Origin of the sequence: Paenibacillus sp. FSL M7-1414, assembly GCF_038003195.1 — a bacterium.
GTDB classification, from domain to species: domain Bacteria; phylum Bacillota; class Bacilli; order Paenibacillales; family Paenibacillaceae; genus Paenibacillus; species Paenibacillus amylolyticus.
In genome coordinates this window covers 4877627-4899331 of record NZ_JBBOOS010000001.1, presented here as the reverse complement: position 1 = coordinate 4899331, position 21705 = coordinate 4877627, and the positions used below count along the sequence as shown (strand labels likewise).

The 21705-nt window shown below is 44.7% G+C and carries 19 protein-coding genes and 1 other annotated feature; of the genes, 16 read left to right on the top strand and 3 right to left on the bottom strand.

The features are described from left to right. Positions 1 to 15 precede the first annotated feature (15 nt). The 7 genes from MHH92_RS21340 to leuS all read left to right on the top strand — a co-directional run bounded on the left by MHH92_RS21340 (position 16) and on the right by leuS (position 7406). Positions 16 to 606 (top strand): nicotinate-nucleotide adenylyltransferase, encoded by a 591-nt coding sequence (locus tag MHH92_RS21340; RefSeq protein WP_074095918.1) that lies wholly within the window; start codon positions 16 to 18, stop codon positions 604 to 606. Continuing rightward, complete coding sequence (gene yqeK / locus MHH92_RS21335; RefSeq protein WP_340906124.1) at positions 590 to 1156, top strand: bis(5'-nucleosyl)-tetraphosphatase (symmetrical) YqeK; 567 nt, start codon at positions 590 to 592, stop codon at positions 1154 to 1156. The genes MHH92_RS21340 and yqeK overlap by 17 nt, the downstream gene beginning before the upstream one ends. A gap of 17 nt (positions 1157 to 1173) precedes the next feature. Continuing rightward, positions 1174 to 1521 carry a ribosome silencing factor gene (gene rsfS / locus MHH92_RS21330; protein WP_340906123.1) on the top strand — a complete coding sequence of 116 codons (348 nt, stop codon included), beginning with the start codon at positions 1174 to 1176 and terminating at the stop codon, positions 1519 to 1521. Beyond that, positions 1518 to 2423, top strand: coding sequence for a CvfB family protein (locus tag MHH92_RS21325; RefSeq protein WP_036668546.1), 906 nt, complete (start codon positions 1518 to 1520; stop codon positions 2421 to 2423). Before rsfS ends, MHH92_RS21325 begins: the two co-directional genes overlap by 4 nt. 129 nt (positions 2424 to 2552) lie before the next feature. Continuing rightward, positions 2553 to 3323, top strand: coding sequence for a class I SAM-dependent DNA methyltransferase (locus tag MHH92_RS21320; RefSeq protein WP_076328124.1), 771 nt, complete (start codon positions 2553 to 2555; stop codon positions 3321 to 3323). Between the two features lie 221 nt (positions 3324 to 3544). Next, entirely contained in the window at positions 3545 to 4501 is a 957-nt protein-coding gene (locus tag MHH92_RS21315; protein WP_340906122.1) for a phosphotransferase family protein, read from the top strand. Between the two features lie 112 nt (positions 4502 to 4613). Then, positions 4614 to 4883 (top strand) — a binding site (T-box leader). 78 nt (positions 4884 to 4961) lie between these two features. Then, the gene (gene leuS / locus MHH92_RS21310) at positions 4962 to 7406 is read left to right on the top strand and encodes a leucine--tRNA ligase (RefSeq protein ID WP_340906121.1); all 2445 of its coding nucleotides are present in this window, start codon (positions 4962 to 4964) and stop codon (positions 7404 to 7406) included. Here leuS and comER read toward each other — a convergent pair. After that, positions 7387 to 8232 (bottom strand): late competence protein ComER, encoded by an 846-nt coding sequence (gene comER, locus MHH92_RS21305; RefSeq protein ID WP_036668550.1) that lies wholly within the window; start codon positions 8230 to 8232, stop codon positions 7387 to 7389. The two genes, leuS and comER, sit on opposite strands and share 20 nt — an antisense overlap. Before the next feature lie 185 nt (positions 8233 to 8417). On the opposite strand from comER, the gene MHH92_RS21300 reads away from it, so the two are divergent. The 3 genes from MHH92_RS21300 to MHH92_RS21290 all read left to right on the top strand — a co-directional run bounded on the left by MHH92_RS21300 (position 8418) and on the right by MHH92_RS21290 (position 12497). Next, positions 8418 to 8966, top strand: coding sequence for a ComEA family DNA-binding protein (locus MHH92_RS21300; RefSeq protein WP_340906119.1), 549 nt, complete (start codon positions 8418 to 8420; stop codon positions 8964 to 8966). Positions 8967 to 9005: 39 nt separating this feature from the next. Then, positions 9006 to 9524, top strand: coding sequence for a deoxycytidylate deaminase (locus MHH92_RS21295; RefSeq protein WP_017687196.1), 519 nt, complete (start codon positions 9006 to 9008; stop codon positions 9522 to 9524). A 102-nt stretch (positions 9525 to 9626) separates the two neighbouring features. Continuing rightward, entirely contained in the window at positions 9627 to 12497 is a 2871-nt protein-coding gene (locus MHH92_RS21290) for a ComEC/Rec2 family competence protein (protein WP_340906118.1), read from the top strand. A 15-nt stretch (positions 12498 to 12512) separates the two neighbouring features. Here MHH92_RS21290 and MHH92_RS21285 read toward each other — a convergent pair whose 3' ends face one another. Further along, positions 12513 to 12965, bottom strand: coding sequence for a hypothetical protein (locus MHH92_RS21285; RefSeq protein WP_340906116.1), 453 nt, complete (start codon positions 12963 to 12965; stop codon positions 12513 to 12515). A 620-nt stretch (positions 12966 to 13585) separates the two neighbouring features. Here MHH92_RS21285 and MHH92_RS21280 point away from each other — a divergent pair. The 6 genes from MHH92_RS21280 (at position 13586) to MHH92_RS21255 (ending at position 20928) form a co-directional block, all read left to right on the top strand. Next, positions 13586 to 14098, top strand: coding sequence for an RNA polymerase sigma factor (locus MHH92_RS21280; RefSeq protein ID WP_036615117.1), 513 nt, complete (start codon positions 13586 to 13588; stop codon positions 14096 to 14098). Continuing rightward, positions 14095 to 14985: a DUF3298 and DUF4163 domain-containing protein gene (locus MHH92_RS21275; protein WP_340906115.1), complete on the top strand. Its 891-nt coding sequence runs from the start codon at positions 14095 to 14097 to the stop codon at positions 14983 to 14985. The genes MHH92_RS21280 and MHH92_RS21275 overlap by 4 nt, the downstream gene beginning before the upstream one ends. Positions 14986 to 15154: 169 nt before the next feature. Beyond that, the gene (locus MHH92_RS21270; protein ID WP_051447377.1) at positions 15155 to 15931 is read left to right on the top strand and encodes a DUF3298 and DUF4163 domain-containing protein; all 777 of its coding nucleotides are present in this window, start codon (positions 15155 to 15157) and stop codon (positions 15929 to 15931) included. A 542-nt stretch (positions 15932 to 16473) separates the two neighbouring features. Beyond that, on the top strand, positions 16474 to 16620 hold the full coding sequence (locus MHH92_RS21265) for a hypothetical protein (RefSeq protein WP_340906114.1): 147 nt from the start codon (positions 16474 to 16476) through the stop codon (positions 16618 to 16620). Positions 16621 to 16672: 52 nt separating this feature from the next. Continuing rightward, positions 16673 to 18112: a polysaccharide deacetylase family protein gene (locus tag MHH92_RS21260; protein ID WP_340906113.1), complete on the top strand. Its 1440-nt coding sequence runs from the start codon at positions 16673 to 16675 to the stop codon at positions 18110 to 18112. 797 nt (positions 18113 to 18909) lie between these two features. After that, a complete protein-coding gene (locus MHH92_RS21255; RefSeq protein ID WP_340906112.1) occupies positions 18910 to 20928 on the top strand; it encodes a copper amine oxidase N-terminal domain-containing protein in 2019 nt (672 codons plus the stop codon). A gap of 136 nt (positions 20929 to 21064) precedes the next feature. Here the strand turns inward: MHH92_RS21255 and MHH92_RS21250 are convergent, their stop codons facing one another. Then, positions 21065 to 21367 (bottom strand): hypothetical protein, encoded by a 303-nt coding sequence (locus MHH92_RS21250; protein ID WP_076211684.1) that lies wholly within the window; start codon positions 21365 to 21367, stop codon positions 21065 to 21067. Positions 21368 to 21705: the final 338 nt, after the last annotated feature.

Sequence of the window (21705 nt, the reverse complement as noted above, 5' to 3'; positions counted from 1 at the left end):
GGGAGCGTGACGCAGGTGAAGATCGGCATCATGGGTGGTACGTTTGATCCGATCCACATGGGACACCTCCTGGCAGCTGAAGCGGCAAGGGATTCACATGCACTGGATGAGATCTGGTTCATGCCTTCCCATGTTCCACCTCACAAACGCGGAGCCGGAGCTTCGGGACAGCAACGTCTCGATATGACGGAAGCGGCTGTGAAGGGTGTGCAGCAATATGAGGTGCTGGGTATCGAGATGGAATTGGGCGGAGTGTCTTATACCATCGATACGATGAAGGAACTGTGGCGTCGCCATCCTGAACATGAATTTTATTTCATTATCGGGGCGGATATGGTGAACTATCTCCCCAAATGGGAGCAGATTGAAGAGCTTGCAGAACGCTTAACCTTTATCGGAGTTGGTCGGCCGGGCTTCCAGTTACATCTGGATGATTTACCAGACGAGTTACAGGATCGGGTCCTGCTGGCCGAGATGCCCTTGGTCGATATTTCATCGACAGCCGTACGCAGACGTCTGGCCAAAGGTCATTCGGTACGCTTCATGATTCCTGATGAAGTGCACCAATACATTGTAAGGAGCGGTTTATATGGCACTAAGCCGTGATGAACTGATTCAAGCCGTATCCGGACAAATGCCGGAAAAACGCTGGAAGCATACACTGGGTGTAATGGAATCGTCAGTGATGTTGGCTGAAAAATACGGTGCTGATCCTGTGAAAGCAGATCTGGCAGCGATATTGCATGATGTGGCGAAGTACTGGCCCGTAGCGGAGATGGAAGCGGTCATTCGTGATAACGGATTAAACCAGGAACTTCTGCAGCATGACAAGCAACTCTGGCATTCCGAAGTCGGTGCTTTTGTAGCCATGCGTGATTACGGTGTGGAAGATTCCGAAGTTATTAATGCCATCCGGTGGCATACCTCGGGTCGGGTAGGCATGAGCTTGCTGGACAAAGTGGTATGTCTTGCCGATTACATTGAACCGGGACGAGATTTCCCGGGAGTGGATCACATTCGCGAACAGGCTGAATGTAGTCTGGAGGAAGGTTTAATTGCCGGATTCGATTCGACGATCAGCTTGCTGATCTCGCAACGACGTGTCATTTATCCTTTGACCATGCTGTCGCGGAATGACTTAATTGCACAATTATAGATTATGGAGGTTGGTTCATGACAGTATCATCGAAAGAACTTATGAATATGGCGGTTGCTGCCGCTGACGACAAAAAGGCATCCAACATTGTAGCGTTGGATCTGATTAATGTTTCCCTGGTGGCAGATTATTTTGTTATTTGTCACGGGAATTCCGATACACAGGTACAAGCCATTGCCACTGAAATTCGCAAACAGGCTCATGCAGCCGGAGCGACGATCAAAGGTATTGAAGGTATGGATTCCGCACGTTGGATATTGATGGACATGGGCGATGTTGTTGTTCATATCTTCCACCGTGACGAGCGCGAATACTACAACATTGAACGACTATGGTCTGATGCCAAAGTGGTGGAAACTGTATGAGTTTGATTGCTGGAACAGTCGTCTCTTTGCCGGTTTCACGTGAAGTGTCTCCGTTTGGCTTCTTTTTGACGACAGGATCGGAAGATGTACTGCTTCACTACACCGAGTTAACACGGGATATTAAAATTGGTGAGACGCTTGAGGTATTTGTATTCTTTGATACAGAAGATCGTCTGGCCGTAACGATGAAAAAGCCTTATCTCATGCTTGGCGAAATGGCACGACTGGTTGTGGCTGATGTTCACCCACGACTGGGCTGTTTCCTGGAAATGGGCCTTGGACGGCAATTGCTGCTTCCTATTCGTGAATTGCCTGAATTGGAAGAACTGCGTCCTCAAGTGGGGGATGAAGTCTTTGTAATCATGGAACATGACAAGCAAGGACGTTTGCGTGCCAAATTGGCCGGGGAACGTGAGCTTTCACCATTGTCTTTCCATGCGCCAACTTCATGGTTAAACGAGTGGGTTGAAGCGACGGTATACAAGCCACTGCAGATGGGTACTTTTGTACTTGTAGAGGGCGGTGTACTGGGCTTTGGCGCGATTGGTATGATTCATTCATCCGAACGTAGTCATATGCTGCGTCTTGGTGAAAAAGTTAAATGTCGGGTGACACTGGTACGTGAAGACGGACGTGTGAATCTGGCCATGACTCAACTCAAACAAGTTGGACGTAACGAAGATGCAGACAAGCTGCTCGCCTTTATGAAAGAGCGTCCTATGGGCGGCATGCCATACTCGGATGCAACTCCGCCGGATATCATCAAGCAACGCTTTGGCATCAGTAAGTCTGCTTTCAAGCGTGCCTTGGGCAAATTGATGAAAGACGGATTGGTGGTCCAAAAGGAAAGCTGGACGTATCTGTCCGAATCTGCTCCTGCGGATCAAAGTGAAAACAAGTAATCTTCCTGATTAAATAGTTGTAATATGGAACTCGGATAAGGCAGGGATAGGCTGGGTAAACACCGGATGCCCCTGTCTTTTCTTTTGTTAACAGGATTGGAAAATGAAATTGAAAGTGCGGTGCCTGACATGTCTTACCGGAAATTTGCCTATGTGTATGATGAATTAATGGAAGATATGCCTTATCCGGACTGGATAAGGTTTGCAAGAACAGCATGGGAAAAGCATGGAATGCCCAAAAGTGTCGCTGAACTTGGCTGTGGAACGGGCTCCATTACGATCCCGCTCGTGAACTCCGGTTTCGAAGTTACAGGCATTGACCTCTCATCAGATATGCTGTCGGTTGCGCGCAGCAAGATGGAGGCTACGCCTCAGGGTCATCGCTTGTATCGCGAGGGCAGTGTCCGTTGGGTGCAGCAGGATATGCGGGAATGGCGAGTTCCGGAACCTGTGGATTCGGTGATATCTTTCTGTGATTGTGTTAATTATTTGCTTGAACAAGAAGATGTCGTTCGTACTTTCCAGCGGACATACGAAATGCTGAAGCCTGGTGGAACGTTCCTGTTTGATGTGCATCATCCCAATACCCTTATTCGTTATGATGAGGAGCAGCCTTTTGTACTGGATGAGCGCTCCGTATCTTATATTTGGACTTGTGATCTGGACCAGGATCGCTGTGAGATTGAACATCATCTCAGTATTTTTTCGCGTGTGGATGATGGTAATAAGGATATGTATCAGCGGTTTGAAGAAGTTCATGTCCAGCGTGCATATAATCCGGACTGGATGAAGCTGGAGTTATCCAAGGCAGGTTTTAAAGACGTGAAGGTATATGCGGATTTTGAATGGAAAGAGGCCGGAGACAGTGCACAGCGCTTGTTCTACGTGGCTGTGAAGTAAGAGCGAATAATGAGAACTGTCCTTATGGTGCATAAGGGCAGTTTTTTGTTTGATTTTTTATGGAGAATGAATAGCAATAGTCTTAAATAGGGTAAAGGAATGCAAGAAAAGACATAACGACGTGACAAAAAGTATTGCCAGTTAAAGTAAAGAAGGCGATAATAGTCGGATAGAAAGCGTTTTCTGAGAAGATAAATCAATTGTCAATGTGAGGTGTAGAAATGGAAAGTACATATAAAACAAGACTTTCGTCAGAACAGTTGAATGCCATAATAGAGCAGCATTTCTCTGCAAGTATACAGGACTACAAGGAAATGGTGGATGGCTGGGCCAATCATGCATATCTCATTACACTGAGTGACGCACAGCGAGTGGTACTCAAAATTGCACCGTCGGCTTCGACAAATCTGATGCGCTGTGAGCAGGATCTCATGATTGCTGAGGTTGAGGCACTACGCCTCATCACGGAGCTACAGGATGTTCCCGTACCCCAAGTGCTGGCTTATGATGATTCGTTAACTATGGCTTCAGCGCGTTATTTTATCATGGAGTACATGTCTGGAACACCCTATAATCAGGTCAAGGATCAATATTCTGCGGAAGAGCAGGAGGCCATTGAACACCAGCTCGGTCGGTACAATCGTCGAATTAATGAAATCAAAGGCGAGAAGTTTGGATATTTCTCGGAGCAAAAACAGCAATATTCCACATGGAAAGAAGCATTTATGAATCTGATGGATGATATTCTTACCGACGGGGAAGAAGCCGGAATTAAATTTTCAATCGATTATCCTGAATTGAGACGCTTGATTGAAGAGAAATCGGATGTGCTGGACGATGTAAAAGAACCTGTTCTTGTGAGTTGGGATCTGTGGGATGGCAATGTTCTAGTAGACAAAGGTCGTATCACAGCGATTATTGATTTTGAACGTTCACTGTGGGCAGATCCTCTGATGGAGCATTATTTCAGTCATTTTAACTATACACCCGGTTTTGTGAAAGGGTATGGGCATGAGATTACGACTGAAAGTGAGCTGAAAAGAAGAAGTCTCTATGACTTGTACTTTGATCTGGTGCTGCGCATTGAGTGCGCTTATCGTCAATATGATAATCAGGAACATGTGAATTGGACCATTCATAATCTGGAGGAAGGCATTGAGCGTTTTCGGTTATCCTGAACAGCAACGAGTATTATTGAACGGTACGAACCGTGTGACTTAAAAGGGTCATTATAACGTGTAATATTGACTTTGGGCTTGCTTTTTTATATAATGGTCCCGATATTGTATACATATTTCGATGATAAGGATCAGTAGTAATTCCTGTACATAACAGAGAGCCGGCGGTTGGTGCAAGCCGGTTGACAGTGATTTGCGAACTCGCCTTGGAGAAATGCGGTGATTACACCATTCTGTTTAACCTGCTTGTATAAAGCTTGGGTTCAGGAATGGAAATCCGCATCGGTTAACCGCCGTTACAGGTCCAAAGGGAGTGGATGACGAAGCACGTTCGTCCACTAACTAGGGTGGTACCACGGGAATTCAACCTCTCGTCCCTAGCGCTGCAAACGCTACGGGATGCTGAGGTTTTTTTGTTGCAATTAAAGCTAAAGTGAATAACCTGAAGGAGGAACAATAGATGAGTGAGAATAACCAGCCGAAACACGGCTATCAGCCACAAGTCATGGAAAAAAGTTGGCAGCAATATTGGGATGCAAATAAAACGTTTAAAACGGGTGAGGACCCTGCTAAACCGAAATTTTATGCACTGGATATGTTCCCTTATCCATCCGGTTCAGGTCTGCACGTAGGTCACCCGGAAGGATATACGGCAACGGATATCGTTTCCCGTTACAAACGTATGCGCGGTTACAACGTATTGCACCCAATGGGTTGGGATGCTTTCGGTCTGCCTGCTGAGCAGCATGCACTGGATACAGGTGAACATCCACGAGATATTACATTCCGTAATATTGACAATTTCCGTCGCCAGATCAAATCGCTTGGTTTCTCCTATGACTGGGATCGTGAGATCAGCACAACGGACCCTGAATACTATAAATGGACACAATGGATCTTTATTCAGCTGTACAATAAAGGCTTGGCTTATGTGGATGAAGTTGCAGTTAACTGGTGTGAAGCCCTTGGAACGGTACTTGCTAATGAAGAGGTTATTGATGGCAAGAGTGAACGTGGTGGACATCCGGTTGTACGCAAACCGATGCGTCAATGGGTTCTGAGAATTACCGAGTATGCAGAGCGTCTGTTGGAAGACCTGGAAGAGCTGGATTGGTCTGAAAGCATCAAGGATATGCAGCGCAACTGGATCGGTAAATCAACAGGTGCGGAAGTTGTATTTGCCATTGAGGGTCGCGAGGAAGTTATCAAGGTGTTCACTACCCGTGCGGACACATTGTTCGGTGCGAGCTTTGCAGTACTTGCTCCAGAACATGAATTGGTAGAAGCAATTACAACCGATGACCAACGTGAAGCGATTCAGGCTTATCAGGAGCAGGCTTCTCGTAAGAGTGATCTGGAACGTACAGATTTGGCCAAAGACAAAACAGGTGTATTCACTGGCGCTTATGCAATCAACCCTGTTAATGGTGCAAAACTGCCGATCTGGATTGCTGATTACGTTCTTGCAGGTTACGGCACAGGTGCGGTTATGGCAGTTCCGGGTCATGATGCGCGTGACTGGGAATTTGCGAAGCAGTTCGGTCTGGATATCATCGAGGTTATTCAAGGTGGAGACGTTACACAAGAGGCATATTCGGGTGATGGCGCACATGTGAATTCCGATTTCTTGAACGGACTGAATAATGAAGAAGCGGTTGCCAAGATGATTGCTTGGTTGGAAGAGAACGGTAAAGGACAAGGGAAAGTGACCTATCGTCTGCGCGATTGGCTGTTCAGCCGTCAGCGTTACTGGGGTGAGCCAATCCCGATTCTGCATCTGGAAGACGGAACGATGAAGACAGTACCTGAGGATCAACTTCCACTGCTGCTGCCTGATATCGACCAGATCAAACCTTCGGGTACAGGAGAATCACCACTGGCGAATGTTACGGAGTGGGTGAATACGGTAGATCCGGAAACGGGAATGAAGGCACGTCGCGAGACCAATACCATGCCACAATGGGCGGGTAGCTGCTGGTATTACCTGCGCTTTATCGATCCGCGCAATGACAAGGAACTGATCTCCAAGGAGAAACAGCAGCAGTGGCTGCCAGTTGATCTGTACATTGGCGGAGCAGAGCACGCCGTACTTCACTTGCTGTACGCTCGTTTCTGGCACAAAGTGCTGTATGATCTGGGTGTTGTGGAGACCAAAGAGCCTTTCCACAAACTGGTCAACCAAGGTATGATCCTGGGTACCAATAATGAGAAAATGAGTAAATCTCGTGGTAATGTCATTAACCCGGATGAAATCGTGAATGAATTCGGTGCAGATACATTGCGTCTGTACGAGATGTTCATGGGACCATTGGAAGCGACAAAACCGTGGAATGCAAACGGGGTTGAAGGCATGCACCGCTTCCTGTCACGTGTATGGCGTCTCTTCATTAACGAAGACACAGGAGCCATCAATGACAAGATTACGGTGGACGGTGGAACGGATGAGTTCAAACGGACTGCTCACAAAACGATCCAAAAAGTTACGGAAGATCTGGAACATCTGCGCTTCAACACATCCATCAGCCAGCTGATGATTTTCATCAACGATGCATACAAAGCGGACACACTGCCTCGTGAAGCGATGGAGAAATTTGTGCAGCTGTTGTCACCACTGGCACCACATATGGCAGAGGAACTGTGGAGCCGTTTGGGTCATGAAGGTGGAATCTCTTACGTGGCTTGGCCTGAATATGATGAGTCCATGACAGTGGATGCGGAAGTAGAAATCGTTGTTCAGGTAAATGGTAAAATTGTAACTCGTGCTACAATCGCGAAGGATCTGGATGCACAGGGTATGCAGGACTTTACGATGGAGCTGGCACCTGTTAAGCAGGTGCTGGAAGGCAAGACCATTCGTAAGGTCATTGCCGTTCCAGGCAAACTCGTTAATATTGTTGCCGGTTAATCTCACCGGCTCGGAATAGTTCATCCAGCTTTAACAAATCTTCATCATATTTGTCATGTGTCGTGTGGATCAGGTTGTCGAAAACACCGTCAAGACTAACCTTCAGCAGTGCGAGTGCCTGAGCGGTAATACCGCCAGGTACAGCGACACGAGCCTGAAGCTCTTGCGGGGTGTATCCTCCTTCGGTGAGCAGCTTGCCTGTTCCCAGGAGCATTTCGCCAGCTAGAGCGCAGGCATCTGCCCTTTTGATGCCTGTCAGCTTCACTGCACTTTCGATCCACTGTTCCAAAAAGAACGATATGAATGCAGGTCCGCAGCTGGAGAAGTCGGATGTGATTCGTGTACAGGCTTCATCCACTTGGTACGGCCTGCCTATATGACTGAGCAGACTTTCCAACACAGCGCGGTCTTCACTGGTCATTCGTTCGCCATGTATGCAGAGGGATGCTCCACTGCCAACTTGGTGTGTGACGCTGGGAATTACCTTGGAGACTTTGCAAGGAAGTGAAGATTCCAGATGTCGCAGCTGCACGGGACTGGTGATCGAGACAATTATATGATTGGGATTCACGACAGGCAGTATGTCGTCAATAACATGTTTGAATTCAAGCGGCTTCACGCACAGGAAGATGATGTTGCTTCGGATCACCGTTTCCCGATTGCTCTGGGATTCATGCAGACCGGGGTAACGGAGGGATAACTGACGTACTTTGGACGGGGTTCGATTGCTGGCCGCGATCTGCCGGGGCTCAAGAGCACCCGATTGGATCAGGGCATAGATTAGCAGGCTGCCCATGCTGCCGGTTCCGATAAATCCAACCTTCATTGTTTGAGGCCTCCTTTCATGCTTTACGGTACTGGCGCAGTTCATTCCCTCTATTCTATGCGTGAGGACCTGTTTCACATGACATGAAAAATGCACAACTTGTTTCATCAGGAAAGTTCAACGGTTCGGAAGCACCGCCCGTGTTCGAAATGAATGATTTTGAATTCAGGGAGAGGTGTGGAAGAATGAGATGGAACAAAGGGATGACCATTGCTGCTGCGGTGGTTGGAAGTATACTTATATTATGGTCGGGCAAAAGTGAACAACCACCTAGTGGCTGGGAACCCTTGCAGCTCGGCACCGAGAAGCCGACGATAGAGCAGGAACTCCCTGCTGTACAGTCGGCTACTTCGGTTCAGGGCAATACAGGAGCATCTTCTTCGGGAACCGAGGCAAGTGGGCTGCAGACTGGAAATGATGTAAAGGCAGATGAGTCTAAAGAGCTTGCGAGCGTTGGGGTTGAAGGTGATTCAGTTGTTCAAACTACAAGTCAGACGAATGATAATCCACCTGTAGTTCGTGAGGAATCTGGCGACAATGGCAAGATTGATGTGAATACCGCTCCTGTCTCCAAGCTTATCGAGCTTCCCGGAATTGGGGAGAAGAAGGCTCAAGCTATTGTGGACTATCGGAATGCACATGGTCCTTTTGCGAAAGTCAGTGATCTGACAAAGGTCAAAGGAATCGGGATGAAGATGCTGGAGAAGATGGCGCCGTATGTGCAGATCCGGTAAAATTAAAATATAAATTGTATTAAGCGGGAGGAAAGCAGCATGAGTACAGAGGTACGCAAGGACTGGGATACGTATTTTATGGACATCGCGTATATGGTTTCCACCCGTTCCCGCTGTTCGCGTCGTCATGTGGGCGCCGTTCTTGTTCAGGGAAAGAAACTGCTGGGAACAGCCTATAATGGTGCACCCACCGGCGTCCCGGATTGTTCTGAAGCAGGTTGCATGATATCGGAAGAGTATGAGTTGGTCGTGACCGATGGGCAAGAAGAAATGGTGAAAAAGCAAAGATGCATTCGCACAATTCATGCGGAGCAAAATTTGCTTTTATTCACAGATCGAATCGACCGCGAAGGCTCGTCCGTGTATGTGACCGACGAACCGTGCTGGACATGTGCCAATATGCTGGCGAATAGCGGGATTACAGAAATCGTGTTTCATCGTTCTTATCCTAAAGATACCGGCAAGGTTACCAATATGATGGAACAGAAGGGCATAACGTTCCGCAGGCTGGAGAATTACCAGCCCCCGCGGGAAACGATGATGACCGTGAGCAATTAATGTAAATATGATCGAATACGTGAGGGAGAACCTCCGGCAAGCCTGAATGGGCTTTCCGGGGGTTTTTCTGCGTTCAACGGGTGAAATGAAGGAGGGGTAGAAATGAAAGGCAGACCATTATTAAGTTTTACGATTTGTTGGTTGTGCGGGAGCGGGATAGCATGCGCGTTAACAGGCTGGACGTTAATCTGGGGGTTAATTGGAGCTCTGGCATGTCTGCCACTTTTGCTTCGTTTTATGGATGTGCGTGGATTGTCTGTTTTATTTTTACTCGCTGCCTTTATTGGAGGTGCTGCACATTGGGAGTGGAATGACGTAAGCAATCATAGCAGTCTGCCGGAGACCATGCATATCGCTACTCACGAGTTGGACGGATGGTCAGCTGAAATTCAGGGTGAGCTGGTGTCAGATGTACGTATTGATGGAGATCGGGCTGACTTTAAGATTCAGATGTCTTCAATATTGCCAACATTGGATTCGTTAGCAGATACAGATCTTGTAGCATCATCTGCATTCAAAATAGATGAACAATTGATGGTACAAGTCAGACTGTTGGAGGAAGAAGAACAACAGGTAGCAGCGGGCTGGAAGAGGGGCGATTTGATTACGCTTAATGGTTCTTTTGTCCTTCCTGGTGAAGCCAGGAACTTTGGCGGGTTTGATTATCGCAGTTACTTGCGCACCCTGCATATCCACTGGTTGTTCAAAGTGAAGGGAGCCAGTTCGGTCACAGCAGTTGCTCCTGAGGGACTTGGACAATATAACATACTAAGGTGGACGGATTGGACTAGGCATAAGTTGGGCTCGGCGGTTGAGCAGTTATTTCCAGAGCCTCATGCAGGTTATATGAAGGGTCTTATTATCGGGATGGCTACTGATATCGATCCGGGTACCTATGGTCAGTTTTCACAACTGGGTCTAACGCATATCCTGGCTATCTCTGGAACCCATGTTGCTGTGTATGTTGCGTCGTTGCTTCTCATTCTATCTTGGCTAAGGCTTACAAGAGAGACGGCACTCACGATTGTTCTGATCCTGGTGCCAGCTTATGTACTGTTATCCGGAGGTTCACCTTCAGTGATTCGGGCAGGAATGATGTCCATGATTGGGTTGTATATGGCACGTCGTGGTCTCGCCAGAGACGGTCTTCAGATGATCAGTGCAGCAGCGTTGCTGATGATGTGGTGGGACCCGTACTTTTTGCTAAGCGTGAGCTTCCAGTTATCCTTTCTCGTGACCGCAGGTTTGATGATCTACATGCCATTGATTAACCGGCTGTTCAGCAGTTGGCCGAAATCTCTGGCTGCAACGTCATCCGTTACCGTGACCGCTCAGCTGATTTCGTTCCCAGTAACCATTCTGTATTTCAATCAGTTCTCACTACTCTCATTTGTAGCTAACTTTCTGCTGGTTTCTTTGATTAGTGCCATTGTATTACCTCTGGGGACGGTCGCCATGTTATTGTCATTCATATGGGTTCCCTTGGCGAAACCTCTCGCATGGATTGCGATGCAACTGAATCAACTGACATTTGTAAGCGTGGAGTGGATGAACAGCCTGCCAGGTTTTGTGTTGATCTGGGCAACACCGCCCTTGTTATGGATTGCTGCCTATTATGCTGTGTTGTATGCCTTACTCTACCTGTTGCATCGTGGCAATGGTGAGCAGCAAGAAACAGCATTTGTTGAGGAAGAGACGGCTCCTCTTGTGAGGCGACAACCTTCAGTTTCAATGGCGAATATGGGCATTCGCTCTTCGATGTCTACCGTGTTACAGGATCAAGGTAAGAACCGCGTAGATGGAAAAGAATCTTCATTAACGACATTAGGAGCCAGTATTGCCTGGCCGGAGTATACAAGTGCATTTACTATACGAGGCGCAGGTTATTATTCAAATGAACGAATGAGTAAAGCTCAGCAATGGTTGTGCGGGTTGCTCGCAATCAGCTTTATTGCTGGATTATGGTGGGCATATCAGACTCCCAAGCCTGCTGGAACCGGCATCGTGCAGTTTTTGGATATTGGTCAGGGAGACAGTACATTGATTACAACCCCGGAAGGCAAACACATTCTGGTGGATGGCGGGGGAACAGTTAGTTTTGGGAACAACGAACAATCGTGGAAAACAAGGCGTGATCCGTATGAGGTGGGAGCCAAGGTGGTTGTTCCTCTATTGAAAAAGAGAGGCATCCATCAACTGGACGCCGTAATTGTAACACATGCTGACCAGGATCATTTTGGAGGACTGCAGGCTGTGCTGGAACAGATTCCGGTTAAACGTTTCATATTTAATGGCACAACCAGTGGTAAAGAAAACTTTGATAAATTACTGGACACAGCCGTGGAACGTAAAATTCCTCTGTACGCCATTCAGCAGGGCATGTCCTATAAGGCTGATAAAGAGACAAGTTTACATTTTATAGCTCCGGATCTGGCACATATGGATGTAAATGCATCAGGCAATTTACCAGTGTCTGAACACCAGAATCACGATTCCGTTGTCTTTTTGCTGGAAATGGCGGGGGCTTCCATGTTGTTCACCGGAGATATGGATGCTGCGGCCGAGCAGGACCTGCTCTATATGATTCAGGATGGCTCATTGGCTGCCCAGTTTGAACAGAAAGGTGCAGATATTGGAGTTACAGAGGGCTTTGTACAAAGGGTACTTACACGACCGTTGCAGGTTGATTCAAAAGATGCTTCAGCAGCATCTGTCTCCATTGATGTTCTAAAGGTCGCTCATCATGGTAGTAAAACGTCGTCCACTGAAGCCTGGCTCCAATACTGGAATGCCAAAACCGCTGTGATATCTGCAGGAGTTAACAATACATATGGGCATCCCAATCCGGGAGTGATGGAACGTCTGGAGGCTACCGGGTCAGATATTTATCGGACAGATCAGATGGGTGAGGTACAGATGAGGGTCAAAGATGGGGAGATTGATGTTCGTTATAAGTTGGTTGGGATTGAGTGACGGCACGCGATCTATTTATCGGTGTGAAGATGAGTGATGAAAACTCCGATTTAATACCAACTGGAAGGTTAAAAAGACAAGAGAACATACAACAATGTGGATAGTCTGAGCGGAAAAAGTAGTGAAGTTAAGTGTAAATATCGAGTAGATGATACCACCTATGCAGCCTAATAGACCATATGCTGCAATAGCAACGAACAATCTCATATATGTATTATCTTTTTTTCTGTATAAAAGTAGTCCATCCACCAATATAGAAAGGGGCGTAATTAAGAAAAGTAAAATAGCGAGGTTAATCAATAATCCAACCGCAAATTTATAGCCGAATGAATAATAGTAAGTATTTTCTAATCTTTCATCTATAGGGACATAGTGATATATCCCCATTGCAAGTGAAATGAACACTGCAGTTAATACAGCTGCAACTATTTTTCCGCGTGGCCTATTGATTCTATGGGTTTTTGTCATTCGAAAATTGACCTCCCTAAATAACTATATTCAATAAGAGATAGGCTAAGGCGTTACTATATTTTAACATACAGAGGTTGAGGAAAAGTGGGAATTAGAGAAAGAAAGTACTTAGTTGACCTATAAAAGAAAGAAGTCGTTTCGCTGCGAAACGACTTTTTTCTTAATTGCATGGTGGTGACATATTTTTTGGTAGTGGCAGGGTAGGAAATGAGGGAGGGGAGCGTGGTTCCACCGGCACAGATCAGAAGGAGACGGATTAAAAATATGAAATATCGTTACTATAGAAAGCCTACAACGACAAAAGCGCTACAGACTACCAAACAACTTTCGGTTCCGAGTGATACATTGTTTTTTCGGAAAGAAACCTTCGAAAGTTTCAAATGAATTCGGTCATCGGTAGTAGACTGGTATTCGGCAAGTGAAGGATGGGAAGATTATTTTTAAAAGGACGAGGTGCATTTAATAGAGGCACCGAGGTTTACGCTGAGCTGCTTGTGAGGGCCTTGAACGATTTGCAGAAGTGAAAAAAATTTTGGATGCCAAAACTTTTTGGGAACCCGTATACGTCTTACTTCTTGTTACGACAAAAGATTTATATAGAAAAGGAATAATCGGCCATGTTCAATAGGAAAACTGAAAAAATTCTGACACACTGTATTACCGAGCATAAAGAGAACGTATACCGACTTGCGTATAGCTATGTCAAAAATAAGGATGATGCCCTGGATATCGTACAAGACTCCATATACAAAGCGATGACGCATCTCGAACTTTTGAAGAACCCAGATGCGGTCAAAAGCTGGTTTTACCGGATTGTGGTGAATACCGCCCTGGATTTTCTGCGCAGTAACAAAAAGGTTCAGGCGATGGATCATGAAATGATCGAAACCTACAGCCCCGGGGAAGAAGATACGTATACGGACATTGATTTGAAGCGAATGCTCGAATCCTTGCCGGATAAATACAAGAGCGTCATTATACTGAGATATTTTGAAGACATGAAGATCGAAGAAGTTGCGGCTGTGCTGGATGAGAATGTGAATACGATTAAAACAAGGCTGTATCAGGCGCATCAGCTATTGCGAATCAAAATGAATGATGAAACAACCAAAGGAGATCGAGTAAGATGAACAATAACATGGAACAGCTGCGAAAAGAATATCAAGAAATACCCATTCCAGATGAATTGGATAGCATTGTAAACCAATCGATTCATAAATTCTCTAAGGAGGGAAGGAGGGGCCGCGGCTCAAATTACAGATGGTTAGCCGTTTCCAGTGCGGCTGCGGTCATGTTCCTTGTTGCGATCAATGTGAGCCCTCCTGTAGCGAAAGCATTGTCATCCATACCGGGTGTGGACCGGGTTATCCAAGTGCTCACGTTCAAGGAATACGTGGTTGACGAGTCTAATTACAATGCGATTATCAAAGTGCCTTCCATTACCGATATGGAGAATGAGCAGTTGCAAAGCGGGTTGAACGAGAAATATATGAAGGAGAACAAAGCGCTTTACGAAAAGTTCCAGGCGGAAATCAGCGAATTGAAGAAGCAAGGCGGAGGCCATCTGGGACTTGATGTCGGATATGAAGTAAAGACGGACAACGACGAGATTTTATCTATACAAAGATACGTGGTCAAGACCGCTGCTTCATCCTCGGAGGAGCTTCAGTTTGATACGATCGATAAGAAAAACCAAATCCTCATAACTCTGCCGATGCTGTTCAAGGACGATCGTTATGTACGGCTCATCAGCGACAACGTTAAAGAGCAGATGCAGCTGCAAATGAAAGCGGACCCTAATAAGATTTACTGGGCTCCGGGAGCTACCGACGTGCCGATCACCAGTGAGTTCCAGAGCATCGCGAAGGATCAAGGCTTCTATATCAACAACGACGGCAAGCTGGTGATTGCTTTCAACGAATATGACGTTGCGCCAGGCTATATGGGTTCTGTGGAATTCGTCATTCCCACGGATGTGTTGAAAGACGTTCTGATTAATAACAAATACATTAAGTAATGGAAGAGACCGGTGATGGGGTACCCCGCGCCGGTTTTTTTGTTAGTACTTTGGTCGAAGAGACATTGTTCTGTTTTTGATTTTCCAAAACTTTCTGAACCATCTCATGCGTCTAGCCAATGAGTGTGCGTGATTAGACACTCATACAAAGAGATGGAGGATGAAAGCTATGAAAAAGAAAACGATAAAATACATGAAGATGGGGGCCATGGGCTGTGTAGCCATGCTCGGCGTCGGCGCAGCGAGCTTATCTGCATATGCGCTGGCCTCGGCACCTGTTTCAGCGAACGTAACTGTCAGCTCTAAGGTACAAGCAACCGTCCCTTCGGCTACAGGAGTAAAAATCGTGGAGAAGGTACTGAGCACAACAAGCAAGAACCTTATTGTGAACATCAAGGTACCGCAGCTGGACGGCATGCTGGACACCAGATACCAGAATGAACTGAATGGCATCCTTTTATCCCGTGCGCAAAAGGATCTTGCTCAGTGGGAGAAGGATGCCGCAAAAACGGCCAAAAAGGCAAAAGTAAATCACCAGAAGTTCCACCCCTATGAATTTTACGTCAGCTATAAGCTAAAGTCGGACGGAACTGGAAACCCGGCAGGAGTAGTTTCGCTTGAAGTAATCACGGAAGGTTACAGGGGCGGAACAAGCATGCCCCGGATCGATACCTACAACTTGAAAAATGCCTCTGCGGCTCAGCGCGTGACACTGGAGGATCTCCTCGGTTCTAACTATAAAGAAAAGCTTGATGCAGATATTCTTGCGCAAATGAGAAAGGATCCCGATCAATACTTCCTGGAAGAATTCAAAGGGACGTTCACGGAACAGTCGTTTTATATTGAAAAAGGCGAACTGGTTATCGTCTTCCCGAAATACAGTATCGCGCCGGGATATGTGGGTTCACCGGAGTTCCGTTTCAATTTGAAGAATGCCAGCCTCTGAGGCAAAGCCAAATGATATGAAGCCAGAAGTCGCAGTAAAGTTGGATCTGAAAAAGGTGGCAGCTTACTAAGGGAGCCCATGGCGTGACGATCGTTTTGCTCGACGTTGCACAGAATCTCCGTTATATGAAGTGTAGTGAGGTTCAGCCGCAAAGTCTGCAAAAGTGCATAAAATGAACAGTGGACAAGCGCGCCCTACGAGGAGGATACCTACTTCTTCTCGAAAATGGCTCCCAAAGCGCTCGGCGCAGCCACTGCAATTCATAAAAATCAGTTTTACGTGCAATCCAATTTGTGCCCGACATTCTAAATGTACAAGTACAACATTAATGCAAGTCTTATGCTGGAAACATGACGATTATTCTGAATGTGGCATCCCGAAGACTCTCTTCTTACGGGATGCTTTTTTTAGTTCTAAAGGTAGAAATTCCATAAAATTGTTTTGTTCTCTTCATTGATTACATTAATTGGAGAAAACTTTTTTCACAACCTCGGCGTCCTGCCTATGAGCGACAAATCAAAAAGGATAGGGACGAAAGAAAAATGCATGACAACACAAATCATTTCGGAAGTCTAATCCGGAACTTTGCACCGGTACGAGGCGACGGTAATCGTTATATGCCAGGTCTTGATGGCTTAAGGGTATTATCCGTCATGGCTGTCATGGCCTACCATCGCCGGAAGAAATGATAGACAATGACTTGCAGTTTTATGACTAGAATAAAGATAAGGATGATTTGAAATGAACAAAAGGAAGAAAACACGGTGGCCCGTTTGGTTGGTTGGATTTATTGTATTAGCTGGCGGGATTCTAGGAATCAATCTAATGGTGCAAAATGTTCTAGCTGGAAACCACAGCGTTACAGAGAACGTTGAAGTGTCGCCCAGTGCATACCCAGGCTTAAATATCGAAACAAGGACGAAGAATACGAAGCATTATATACTGTCGATTAGCAACGTTCTCACAAACAGCAAGGAGATTAATACTCCTATTCAGACGTGGGTCAATGATCAGGAAAAGAAATTCTTAACCCAGGTTAAAACCGGTGCAAAAACGCTTCAAGGCGATCATCGTGCTGAATTGAATATTACAGTAGATACGAATAAAATTAATGACCATTTATATAGTTTAGTGTTCACTTCCTATCAAATCACCACAGGTGGTGCTAATGGACAATCGATAATAAAATCTTTTAATATCGACACAGCTGAAAATAAAATATTGAATTTATCTGATATCATGACTTATGACAAAGCAGCTGTTAACCATATTATGTCCATCGTGAAGGAAGAATTGAAGAAACAGAAAAACGTTCACTCTTATGTATTCGAAGCAGAACTTCAAAAATCTATAAAAAATCCATCTGGATGGAAATGGTCCATAGGTAACGGAGTCTTTACTTTATACTTTAATAAATACGAGATCGCTGCTGGTGCAGCCGGAACGGTCCAAGTGAACATTCCACTGAAATCCTTGCATTCCTACTTGAAGAAGGACCTTACTAAAAAATGGAATATTAATTATGAAAATAACGATGAACCAAAAGGGAAGAGGCCAACTCAGCCTCCGCTTGATCCTAAAGGGAAATATGTTGCTCTTACCTTTGATGATGGGCCTCACCCAAAGGTGACACCTAGAGTTCTAAAGACTTTGAAGGAGTACAACGCGAAAGCTACTTTCTTCATGCTGGGCGTACAAGTAGAGTATTATCCTGATATGGCTAAAAAGGTTGCTAAGGCCGGCCACGAGATCGGCAATCACTCCAAGAGTCATCCAAATCTTGCGAATATGAGCCTGAGTGAGGTGCGCAAACAAATCTTAGAATCATCGGACCGAATCGAGGATGCGACTGGGGAAAAACCAACCCTATTCCGTCCGCCTTATGGTGCTATGAATGAATCAGTCAAAAAAGTCACCAAAGAACAGAAAACACCCATTATTTTATGGTCTGTGGATTCGCTGGATTGGAAAAGCCGGAACGCTCAAGCTGTAAATAAAGAGGTTGCTAAAAACATCAGATCAGGTTCGATTGTACTTATGCATGATATTCACGCTTCTACAGCTGATGCGCTGCCCCACATGCTTAAATCACTAAAAAAGCAAGGCTACCAATTCGTAACGGTGTCTCAGTTGTTGTCCTTGAATAAATCCACAGGAAATGGCCCTTATTATAATCAATAAGTTCATCACACAAAAGAGGTACAAACCTTCGTTTTTCTAAGGTTTGTACCTTCTCTATAAGAATGGATTTGCACTATCCTATATAAACCGAGCTTTATTTGGATTTGAAATAATTCCTTGCTGTTCCGATTTCTCCATAGTTTCTTATATTCAGATACGGATGTAAGAGTTTTTCTAACGAACATTTTGTCCATAAGCTGCTTCACTCGCTAGCGACAGATGGTTCCAGCGTTATAATATTTTAGTTATGCAGTCATCTTTTTTTCAACTTTTCGTACTAGAAGTAAGTAATACTTCATGAAGTGTAAGGACATCTAGACTATCACTTAGGATAGTTGACTAAAAATCAGTTACTCTCTTGCCTTTGATATGCCAACTATCAAGCTAATTATAGTTGCGCTGAACAAGTTGAGTATGTGATCAATTTGATCCCAACTTTTATGCCCTATTATCATATTAAATGCAATGAATAACACACTACTGAGTAGAAAAAATCCCAGGAAGTATTTGAAAAATATTATTAGATTCATTTAATCTCCCGCATATCCATTTATAGTTTTGTTACGGTTGCACGCTCTATTTAGTTTGTAATATGTTTTCTATTTTAGATTATTAAATGCAATCATTTGTATTTGTTTTGTTGAAGTTATGTAAAAATATGGTTTTATTATTGTTAGGTGATTTTTGTTGCAGGATTATGGTTGTTTTTACCGAATAATAGTTAGGCCCACCTTAGAGGAGGGATAGAGATACTTAGGGATCGTAGCACTATACATAATAATGAGGGGATCAAGAAAATGGAACTTGTAGAAATGTCGCAAAGTAAAAAGAACAGAAATGCAACTCAGAAGTTTAGAGTAAAATGGATTAGAAAAGCGATAGCCCTATGCATTGGACTTTTAGTTATCGGTTTGATCGTAGGACAGTCCTCCGCTTTTGCATCATCTGGATCGGGAAACTCCATCACTTCAGTTCTTGACCGAAATGATTATTTGCTGGACGATGGTACACTTTGGTCTAAAGGGATCACAAGTGGAGTATGGACACAAAATCGGAAGCTGATTGGTATTTCAAAATCAGAAGACCATTCCATCTATGGGTGGACTGCCGATGGCCAAGTGATTCGGTGGAATAAGGACAATGCGCATAAACCAGTAACGAAACAATTCAATGGCGTTGTGAAAGTTTATGGCCATGGATGGGTTCAGCTTCAGGATGGGAATCTTTATAATTTTGATGATCAGGCTAAGATTTTGGAATCGATTATCGATGCGGATTCTTATAGTTTTGGAAGCGATTCTTCTTATAGCGCATTATCTTCATCAGGAGATATATATTATGACAAATACAACAAAATACGTAAAGCTGGAAATGTACCTGATGGTAAAGCAATTGCAACGAATGGTGTTTACGCAGCAGTGCTGAAAAATGATGGCTCGGTAGTGATCGTAAGTATGCTGTATGAGGATGACTACATCACGGTTGCGAATAATGTGCAATCTTTGATTTGGTGGGGGAGTACGCATAAGCTGCTCACGGTGAAACAGGATGGAAGCGTCTGGAGCTACGATCGAACTGCCAAATATAGGGGCGAGCAACTGCCTGGTTTAAGTAACGTATCGCGGATGGTGTATGCGCCTAATCTGGATGAGCTATATGCACAATTACAGGATGGATCATGGGTTACATATGATAATGGAAAGTTAACTCCTCTATCAGCTCCCGCGTTAAATCAAGTGACACTTACGGCATCTTCCAAGGAAGCTAATATTGGGGATACGATCACGCTTGCTGTTCAGGAGAATTATAGTAATGGTTTCAAAAACAAGCGTGCGCCATTGCCTGAAGAAATTATAGTGGAGCAGCCCCAAGTTGCACAGATTCAGGCAGGAGGCAAACTGAAGGTTACGGGCATGGGAACAACCAAAGTGACTTTGAAGATAGGTGATTTGGCCTCAAGTCTTCAACTGAACGTTGATTCACAGCAAAAGTTAACAGGTGCCACATTGTTGGATGGAAATGTATACTTGCCAGTACAGTCGTTGTTCAAAACTTTGGGAGCCAAAATTGATGTGAAGGGTTCATCTTTTGAAATTCAATTTGGAGATGACAGTATTGTTTTGCAAAAAGGGAGTGCTGTTGCGCGATTAAACAACAAAGAGCTGAAGTTGAAAGGGAAAGTACAAACCATTGGAGGGCAAACTGTATTTCCTGCGGACTTGTTAAGACAGGCTGCGGGTATTCAGGTTCGATGGGATGCTGAGCTAAAGCAGGCCAAGGTGCTGGTTGGAAATTCTTCTATTCTGGTGGAATCGAAGGATACACTTGCACTGATCAAGAAAAAAGAGTTGGGGAATCTTGCTCGCTTCATTGGCAAGTCCTACTGGATCAACAGTGATACGAGTTTAGGGCAACGTTTCAGTAAAGTGACCATATCAGATATCAAAATTGAAAAGATTAAATACGGTGATCGAAGTTACTCTATTATCTTCCGTAATGCAAAAGGAAAAACCGTTTCTGCCTACGCAGGAGGTGCACCTTCCAGTGTGACGGAGATGCTTGCCGATTCCAACCAATTCTTCTCTTCTGATCCGTATAAGAAATACAATTGGTCCAAGTCCACTTGGAATAAAATCATTGCTGGAGAAGTAGCTTTAGGAATGAACATAACTCAGGTGCGCCTTGCTTGGGGAGATCCATCGAGCATTACGTATGAAACGAGTTCAAAAGGCAAAATCGAGGTTTGGGTGTATGCCAGCTCCGCAGGCATAAGAGCTTTAGGGTTTCTCAATGGCAAACTGATGGCGATTTACTGATAAATATACCAATTAATCACTTCAATTGATTGCAAGTTACAGCACAGAACAAAAAAAGCCCGCTTTCCGTTACACTCCACGAGGGAGAATATCGGAAAACGGGCCATTTTTTCAAATTGTAGAAGAAATATAAGAACTACTCTACGCCATCCTTAAAGTGTTTGTTCCAGTGTTTGTCGCCCTTGTGCAACAGATCTTCTACCGTTTTCTCAAGAGTCATCAATAGTTGTGCTCTGACATCAAGTACGGTTTCTCTGTACAAGCGTTCTTCCGATCCAACGATTTTATCGCCGTATAGTGCCTGTGCAGCTACGTACTTCCGATGTTCCTCGACCAGAGTATCAATGGAGTCCAATGCATGTTCCACAAAGTGGGAAATACTTTGGTATTCTTTGGGCATTTGTTCTTTTAAAGCTTGAATTTTCGCAAGAGCTGGCATGCTCATCACCTCGTGTTTATGAATGTAAATTTACAATACACTATTTTCATGAAAATTGCATTAAAATCAGCTTAAATTTGGACAAATTTCGACTTTTTTTATTTTAGGAACCAAAAAAGTGCTTATCTATAATGTATGCCATTGCATTTGAATTGAGTCGTGTAAGTAATGGAATCCCTTTTGGATACGTTTGGTGACTCGTTATGCAATTTCTGTTATTCTAAGAGAAGATTTCAGCGGCCCTAATACATACGCCGTTATTTTGTTATGGCAAATTAAAAAAATACTTAACTTTGCAACAATTTTATTGATGATCACGTCTGTAAGGTTGCAGGGAG

Excerpts from the sequence above, each read along its gene's own strand:
- MHH92_RS21300 (WP_340906119.1), top strand. The coding sequence starts at position 8,418 with ATGAGATGGAACAAAGGGATGACCATTGCTGCTGCGGTGGTTGGAAGT.
- MHH92_RS21255 (WP_340906112.1), top strand. The coding sequence starts at position 18,910 with ATGGAACTTGTAGAAATGTCGCAAAGTAAAAAGAACAGAAATGCAACT.
- MHH92_RS21270 (WP_051447377.1), top strand. The coding sequence starts at position 15,155 with ATGAAAAAGAAAACGATAAAATACATGAAGATGGGGGCCATGGGCTGT.
- MHH92_RS21265 (WP_340906114.1), top strand. The coding sequence starts at position 16,474 with ATGCATGACAACACAAATCATTTCGGAAGTCTAATCCGGAACTTTGCA.
- rsfS (WP_340906123.1), top strand. The coding sequence starts at position 1,174 with ATGACAGTATCATCGAAAGAACTTATGAATATGGCGGTTGCTGCCGCT.
- comER (WP_036668550.1), bottom strand. The coding sequence starts at position 8,232 with ATGAAGGTTGGATTTATCGGAACCGGCAGCATGGGCAGCCTGCTAATC.
- MHH92_RS21275 (WP_340906115.1), top strand. The coding sequence starts at position 14,095 with ATGAACAATAACATGGAACAGCTGCGAAAAGAATATCAAGAAATACCC.
- MHH92_RS21280 (WP_036615117.1), top strand. The coding sequence starts at position 13,586 with ATGTTCAATAGGAAAACTGAAAAAATTCTGACACACTGTATTACCGAG.
- MHH92_RS21325 (WP_036668546.1), top strand. The coding sequence starts at position 1,518 with ATGAGTTTGATTGCTGGAACAGTCGTCTCTTTGCCGGTTTCACGTGAA.
- MHH92_RS21250 (WP_076211684.1), bottom strand. The coding sequence starts at position 21,367 with ATGCCAGCTCTTGCGAAAATTCAAGCTTTAAAAGAACAAATGCCCAAA.
- MHH92_RS21260 (WP_340906113.1), top strand. The coding sequence starts at position 16,673 with ATGAACAAAAGGAAGAAAACACGGTGGCCCGTTTGGTTGGTTGGATTT.
- MHH92_RS21285 (WP_340906116.1), bottom strand. The coding sequence starts at position 12,965 with ATGACAAAAACCCATAGAATCAATAGGCCACGCGGAAAAATAGTTGCA.
- yqeK (WP_340906124.1), top strand. The coding sequence starts at position 590 with ATGGCACTAAGCCGTGATGAACTGATTCAAGCCGTATCCGGACAAATG.
- MHH92_RS21320 (WP_076328124.1), top strand. The coding sequence starts at position 2,553 with ATGTCTTACCGGAAATTTGCCTATGTGTATGATGAATTAATGGAAGAT.
- MHH92_RS21290 (WP_340906118.1), top strand. The coding sequence starts at position 9,627 with ATGAAAGGCAGACCATTATTAAGTTTTACGATTTGTTGGTTGTGCGGG.
- leuS (WP_340906121.1), top strand. The coding sequence starts at position 4,962 with ATGAGTGAGAATAACCAGCCGAAACACGGCTATCAGCCACAAGTCATG.
- MHH92_RS21295 (WP_017687196.1), top strand. The coding sequence starts at position 9,006 with ATGAGTACAGAGGTACGCAAGGACTGGGATACGTATTTTATGGACATC.
- MHH92_RS21315 (WP_340906122.1), top strand. The coding sequence starts at position 3,545 with ATGGAAAGTACATATAAAACAAGACTTTCGTCAGAACAGTTGAATGCC.